This is a genomic window from Bacillota bacterium, assembly GCA_030019365.1.
Taxonomy (GTDB): Bacteria; Bacillota; Sulfobacillia; order JACIYH01; family JACIYH01; genus JACIYH01.
This window is the reverse complement of sequence record JASEFA010000014.1, coordinates 51060-57720: the sequence shown is the minus strand read 5'-3', so window position 1 is coordinate 57720 and position 6661 is coordinate 51060. Positions and strand designations below refer to the sequence as shown.

6 protein-coding genes are annotated in these 6661 nt (G+C 61.2%); all 6 read right to left on the bottom strand.

All coding sequences use genetic code 11. The features are described from left to right. Nucleotides 1–278: hypothetical protein (locus tag QME70_13485; protein MDI6895580.1), on the bottom strand; the 278-nt coding region annotated here is incomplete at its 3' end. Nucleotides 279–588: 310 nt separating this feature from the next. Beyond that, the gene (locus QME70_13480; protein ID MDI6895579.1) at nt 589–1041 is read right to left on the bottom strand and encodes a DUF4830 domain-containing protein; all 453 of its coding nucleotides are present in this window, start codon (nt 1039–1041) and stop codon (nt 589–591) included. Between the two features lie 81 nt (nt 1042–1122). Further along, nucleotides 1123–1674, bottom strand: coding sequence for a hypothetical protein (locus QME70_13475; GenBank protein ID MDI6895578.1), 552 nt, complete (start codon nt 1672–1674; stop codon nt 1123–1125). 650 nt (nt 1675–2324) lie between these two features. Further along, entirely contained in the window at nt 2325–3560 is a 1236-nt protein-coding gene (locus QME70_13470; protein MDI6895577.1) for a uroporphyrinogen decarboxylase family protein, read from the bottom strand. Between the two features lie 14 nt (nt 3561–3574). Next, nucleotides 3575–4207, bottom strand: coding sequence for a cobalamin-dependent protein (locus tag QME70_13465; protein ID MDI6895576.1), 633 nt, complete (start codon nt 4205–4207; stop codon nt 3575–3577). A 513-nt stretch (nt 4208–4720) separates the two neighbouring features. Continuing rightward, nucleotides 4721–6496 carry an ASKHA domain-containing protein gene (locus QME70_13460; GenBank protein ID MDI6895575.1) on the bottom strand — a complete coding sequence of 592 codons (1776 nt, stop codon included), beginning with the start codon at nt 6494–6496 and terminating at the stop codon, nt 4721–4723. Nucleotides 6497–6661 lie beyond the last annotated feature (165 nt).

Genomic DNA, 6661 nt, shown 5'->3' with positions numbered 1-6661 from the left:
TCTGCCAACCGCGCCAGCCCCCGCACGTCCTCCACCAGGTCTACGTTCGAGGGCAAGGCTGCCAATGGGGGCGAGGACAGCACCGGCAGACACCCGCAATCGCGCATCCAGGGCTGCAGATACCAGGCGAGGCAGAGACCGACGGAATCGCTGGTGGTAAGCACGGCACCGCCAGCGGTAGCGGCGGGCAGGCAGATACCGGCAACCAGCGCCCAACCCACCAGAAACTCGGCCGTGCCGAATATCCACGTGAGCAGAGGCCGTACTTCTGGATTCACAAATGGATACGAGACCCTGAGGACTGCTTGAAACCCGGGCATATCGACCAACTTTCCCGTCCCCGACCACATGACAGCAACCCAGCCGCCGCGAAGAATGTCTAGCACCAGACCCTGAAGGCCCACCGCTGCGTGCCGACGTTCGCTTACCCGTGTCGAGCGCACCATGTCAGCCCACAACCTGGGTGAAGGCGTGGGAGACCGGACGTCGAAAACACAAGACTGGTCGGTTGGCAGCCGACCAGCTTGCATGAAGCGCCTTGCTAATTGTCTGCGTATTTCTGGGAGTACTCTGGCCAAGTCAGTCCCGTCACTCTTCAAGGGTCTTTCCCTGCAAGGAGTACCCCGGAATCCCTGGTGCAAAGCTCCCCTGCTTGTCCGTGTAAGTCAGCCACGCTCCCACGACCTTCCCTTCCTGGTCAAGCAGAGCAACTCCCCAGAGAAGATACTCGCGAATCTCCTTCAGCCGCTCGCCCTGCGAGTCCTCGACCCGGAACCGCACCGTCTTCACCCTGGCCCCCGCAAGCGGGCTGAAGTCGAGTCCGGCATCCTTAGAGAGATCCACATAGACACGCCATGGGAAGCCGGGGCAAACCTTGAACTCGGCGGGTAGTATATCCTCACCCTCCACCGGTTCTCCCAGGACAATCCACCCGAACTGAGCAAAGAGGTCCTTCACCGCATTTGCCTTGGGCGCGCCGCAAGCCTCGACCCCAACGATCACTCCCGCGGCTAACATGAGAATGACCAGCCTTGCCCTCATCCCCTGCCATCTCCCGCCTTCAGAGACGTGCAGTACCTTGTTGAGGTGTCCCGGATGGAACGTCCGGGAAATATAGATTAGTCACTCAACGTGCGTCTTGGCCCGGCTCCGGTAGAAGTAAAGCCCGCAGCCCGCCAAGACCGTCCCCAGGAGGGAAGGCATCACCCACGGGGAAGTTGCCGGCCGCTTCTCCGGGGTCAGCCCCGAATGGCCAGGGCCGCCACCAGGCACGCCGCCATCCTTGAGCATCTCCGTGGCCACTTGCTTGAGCATCTCCAGCGCCTGAGGCCCCGTATGAACTTTGAAATTGGGGATGCCCCCGACAGGCGCAGCGTTTATTGCTACGACCAACTCCTGGTTCGGCAGCTTGACGTACAGGAACTCCGCTGCGCCCAGCACCACCAGCCTGGCGTCCGGACGGGCCGTCTCGGGTAGCGATGCCAGACCACGGGCGAGATTTGATCCCGACCCGCCAAAGCGGTACCTGACATAGCTATCGCCGCTTTTTAAGGTGAGGCGGGTCACAGCCCGTCCGTTGGCCATAACCATATACTCCACCATGTTGGCGTCGTTCATCGCGCTCTCGAGCGTGGGTACGCCATTCGCGAGTTTGCCCACATCGAACACGCACACTGGAAGCGACTCGCCAAGGCTTGCGTCTTGGAGCTCATAGCTGCTCTTGAAATTGAACTTCTCCCCTTGTAGATCTGAAGAGCCTGTTCAGCCACGTTACGAGCACTGTCGGACGCGCCAGCCGCAAATGCCGAGCCGGACATGCAGAACATAACCAACAGAAGCGCAAAAACCAACTGGAAGCAACGGAACGCGATGAGGAAGTGCGGGTGTCCGTGGGGCCGGATCCCGCGCTGGATGCCGCTTCGGGAGTGGATGGAGCGGAAGGTCTTGACCAAGCGGGGGGCGCGAGATTTACAAACGGAGCTGGCGAAGCCGGTGTTCGGGCAAATCAAAGTGGCGCGGGGTTGTGACCGGTTCATGCCGAGGCGCTATCTTGCCTGCCGGAGCGAATGGCGGCTGATCTGCGCCGCGCACAACAACCTGCTCAAGCTCTGGCGGCACCTTGTGGCGCGATGGGCTGGGGCGAAGAGGTTACTCTGCCCCCGCAGAGGCAGACGACCTTGGCTGCGTGACCAGGGTGACGGAGGGAACGGACAATAAAGCCGTCCACGAGAACTCGGCGGTGACCTTGTGGAGCCAGCCCCCCGCTCTCGCCCCGCTGTGGTTGCGTGCTGGCAGGTTCGCACGACAGGCTGTATACATCCCTCCTAATATCTTCCGTATTTCTCCACAGCGTCTATCAGAGCCCTAATGTTCTCCACGGAAGTCTCTCGTGGGGCTATTGCGGTCCCCGACGCCAGAATGAAGCCTCCCCCTGGCTTTACCTCTTCAAGTAGGTTCTTAACATACTCATCTATCTTCTCGGGGGTGCCGCTTATCAGCAGGCCCATCGGTATCCCGCCCATTACACAGGTATGTCCCTTAAGAATCTTCTTTGCCTTTCTCACGTCCGTCTTCTCGAAGTACGCTATACCCCAGCCCGCAGGCAGCTCGAGAATTGTCTCCAGATGCGCGTCATGGTAACCCTCGAAGAACACGAACGACTTCATGCCTTCATTGCCCAGCTCAGCAATAATCCTTTTCAGGTGGGGCCAGTAGAACTCATTGTAGAGATCGGGTGAGAGGTACTCATTAAGGTGCAGTGGGATAAAAGCGAGCTTGGCTCCCGCAGGCTTAAGCGCCAACGCCACTTTGAGAATAGGCTCTACCAGCGCTTCACAGGCTTGCTTAACCTTATCAGGGTATCTGCGAAGGTCAAGCAACACATTTGTAACATCCCTCAGAAAGTCGCCTATAAAGTCTAGCGGCGAGTAGGCAAAAGCCATTACTGCAGGAGGGTATCCTAACTCTGCCAGGTCTGCGGCTAAGGCTTGCCCGAAGGCTGCGAGCTTGCTGAGTTCCATCCCAAGCCTTGCCATGGTTGCCATTGTCTGGCGAGACCCCGGTTTCTCCAGGTTACGACATACCCTTGGAAGTACGGTCTCGGCTACAAATCTTACTGGATCCTCGATTAAGTCCTCATATTCGCCAGGCTGCATCCATTCTCCACCAATGAACTGTGGCGAGCTGTCTTCAGCAAGCTCTCTGCCGGGGAATCTCGCGTATTTATCACCTAAAACGTCGTGGAGTGGACCGGATACGAATGATATACTTGGAGATATGTCGGGATAATCCGAGAAGGCAATGCTGAGTGGAAGCTCTCCAACTCCGGTGATGCCCGCAAACGACATATCGCATGGAAAGTCCTGGAGGAACTTCACAGTAGCCTCACGCGATTTCTCGTAGTCATAACAATATTCGTGTTGTGTAATGCCAGAGTATGCTGGTACCATATCACCCATTACGCCGGCCAGAGGTACCCTATCAGGTTCTTTTAACTCGATGACTCTCTCGATACGTTCAAGGCGTTCTTTGGATAGTTCCGAAGCGGTCTTTATGGTCATAAAACCCTCACCCCTTACTCCTTTATTCCTATTAGTTCCTTGCATAGCCTTACACCTTTCGCTGCATCGTCTGCCCAGGCATCTGCTCCGCTGTACTGCTTGACCGATTCGTCCGCTCTTCCACCGCCGATAATCACTTTAACCCCATGTCTCAGCCCAGCGTCTTTCAGTGCATCAATGGTTTTCTTCATGGATCCGACACTTGCCGTTACCAGGCCGGACATACCGACGATATCGGGATTGCGGGTTCTGACGGCTTCGACAAACCGCTCACAAGGGACATCGATACCAAGGTCGATTAGTTCGAAACCGGACGCCTCAGCGAGCACCTTGAAAATGTTCTTGCCTATGTCGTGGACGTCTCCTTGGACGGTGCCCAGTACAATAGTGCCTACCCGTCTAACCTCCTCTTTCTCCAGCTTGGGTAGGGTCAACTCCATGATCTTCTTAAGTACCTCGGCGGCGAAGACAAGCTCCGACAGGAAGTACTCTCGCTTCTCGAACTTCTCTCCGACAGCAGCCATGGCATCCTTGCATAGCTCCAAGACCTTAAGAGGATCCTTACCACCCTCCAGCATTTCCATCGTTATCCTCAGCGCCTCTTGTTCGTTCATATCCACCATACTCTTAACCAGATCTTCAACCATCTCTAAATCCCCCCTGGTATCTTCCGTGCGGCCTCTCGCAAACTCCTTAGGCTGTCAGAGGCCAACTTGCCGATTTGCCCTGACCGGTTTCACGCCTCCTGCCCGTCCTCAGCCCCCTCTACTCCCACAGCGCCCGACCCGCCCGCTACCGGCCCGAAATCCTCCGCTCCCTCGCACTCATGGCCCACTAGCGCATCTTCAGCATCACCCGGCGGGCCCAGATCCTGCGCACCACCGACATCCCCCTCCTTCTAGGCGACCCCGAGCGGGTACGCCTTTCAGGGCGACCCATTACGGCCCCTCGGTTCCATACTTGTCTAGTCGTATCTATATATACGCCACCCCGCCCGGAAATCCTGCAGACCACCCCGGCGCAACGATCCCCGCGCAGTCTCCCTCATCCACCAGGCGGGCAAAGAGCCCCCAGGAACTCTGCCACCGGCGGCCGGGACGCTGGGGGCAGCGGTACACCCAACCGCCGAGCCGGCGTGTGCACAGCCGGAAAAACCGCCGTCAGGAAAAGCTGAGGCAGGAAAGGAATAACTCCTGGTACCCGGGCAGGGTCATCAGTTCCAGGTAACCGGCGGACTGCGCCACCCGGGAGGCCTCCCGGCGCTCACTCTCGGAGACAAGAGCCAGGTACGCTCCCATGCCCGCCGCATTCCCCACCGGCTCAAACCTCTCCCGGGGCAACCGCGGAAACATGCCCACGGCCATGGCACTCTCGGGATCTATGGCCACCCCGAACGCCCCCGCTAGATAAACCGTCTCTACTTCCTCCACCCGGGTGCCCGTGGTCCGCAACAGGCCCTCGATCCCGGAACGAACCGCCGCCTTGGCCAGCTGAAGCTCCCGGATGTCCCGCTGGGTGAGAGGTGCCCCGCCCAGCCGGAACTGGAGCCCGTCAGGACCCTCCTCCACCCCCGGGGCACCGGCCCGCAGCCGGCCGCCAGCATCCATGACCTCGGCACGCAGGAGCACGGCCAAGAGGTCGATGAGCCCGGCCCCGCAGAACCCGGCCGCATCCCCACCCCCCACCACCGTGTACCTGATCTCCTCCCCCTCCAGCCACACCCGGTCGATAGCACCCGCCAGCGCCCGCATCCCCCGGGAAACATGACCCCCCTCGAACGCAGGACCGGACGCACAGGAGCAACAGGTCACCCCGCCCTCCCTCACCAGCGCAATCTCCGTGTTGGTCCCCACGTCTATGGCCAGCGCCACCCCCCGGTGCTCCAGAAGCCGCGTGGCAAGGATCACCCCCACGTGGTCACCACCCACGTAACCCGCTACGCAGGGCATGAGGTGCACGTACGCCCCCGCCGCAAAACCGAAACCCAGCTCCCTCGCCTTCACGTCCACGGGACCGGTCAGGGCCGGCACATAGGGCGCGCGCACCAGCTGCCCCACCGGCAGGCCCAGGAGCAGGTGGTGCATGGCCGTGTTGCCGCATACCACCGCTTCGTAAATGTCAGCCGTCTCGCATCCGGCCCGGCGGCAGAGCTCCCCGGCCAGACCGTTCAGCCCCTCCCCCACCGCACCCCGGATGCGGCGGTAGTTATCCGCCGACACGGAGGCATAGCCCAGCCGCGATACCACGTCCTCGCCGTAAGCTATCTGGGGATTGAGGACGGCCCCCGACTCCATGATCTCACCGCTGTCCAGGTCGACCAGGTACGCCGCCACCTTCGTCGTCCCCAGGTCGACGGCCAGACCCCAAAGAGGCGCACGCCGGGGCTGCACGGCGATGACCTCATCACCGCGGACCACCGCCCACCCCCCAAAACCCCAGCGCCCGAGATCGTCCGACAGTGACCGCAATACTTCCAGGTCATACCGCAGCCCGGCACCCACCGCCGCGGCCACCCTGTCCGCATCGCCCGCACGCTCGCCCACCGCAGGAGGCTCAACCCTGAACTCCACCTGCCTCACCGCAGGCTCGGGCCGCAGCCCTCCCGGCCCCACTACTCCCCCCACCTGCAGCCGGTCCCCACCCCGGACGCGGTCAAGCTCCATCCGGACGTCCCCCAGCACCCTCGCCCGACAGGCCAGCCGGTACCCCACAGCACCCTGCCGCGCCAGAAGCTCCAGCTCCTGCTCATCGGCACCCGATACGGCCCCACTCACAACCCGCACCAGGCACCGACCACACCTGCCCTGACCCCCACAGGTGGCAACCACACCCCAGTCACCCAGCTCACGACCGAGCAACTGGACCGCCTCAAGCACCGTCGCTCCCCCTGCCACCTGCACCCGCCGGCCAAGGGGCTGAAATTCAACCACCGGCATAGCAGCCCGCCTCCCCCGCCCGGCCCTCAGGCGCACCCGGAGCAGTCACCGCCCGATATGCCACAAGGAGGCATCCCACCGCGCGCGCCAGGCCCTGCCAGGGCCCGCCAACAACGGCCCACACGAAAAGGTCACGGCCCGCCCGATAACCAACTTCCTCAAGCC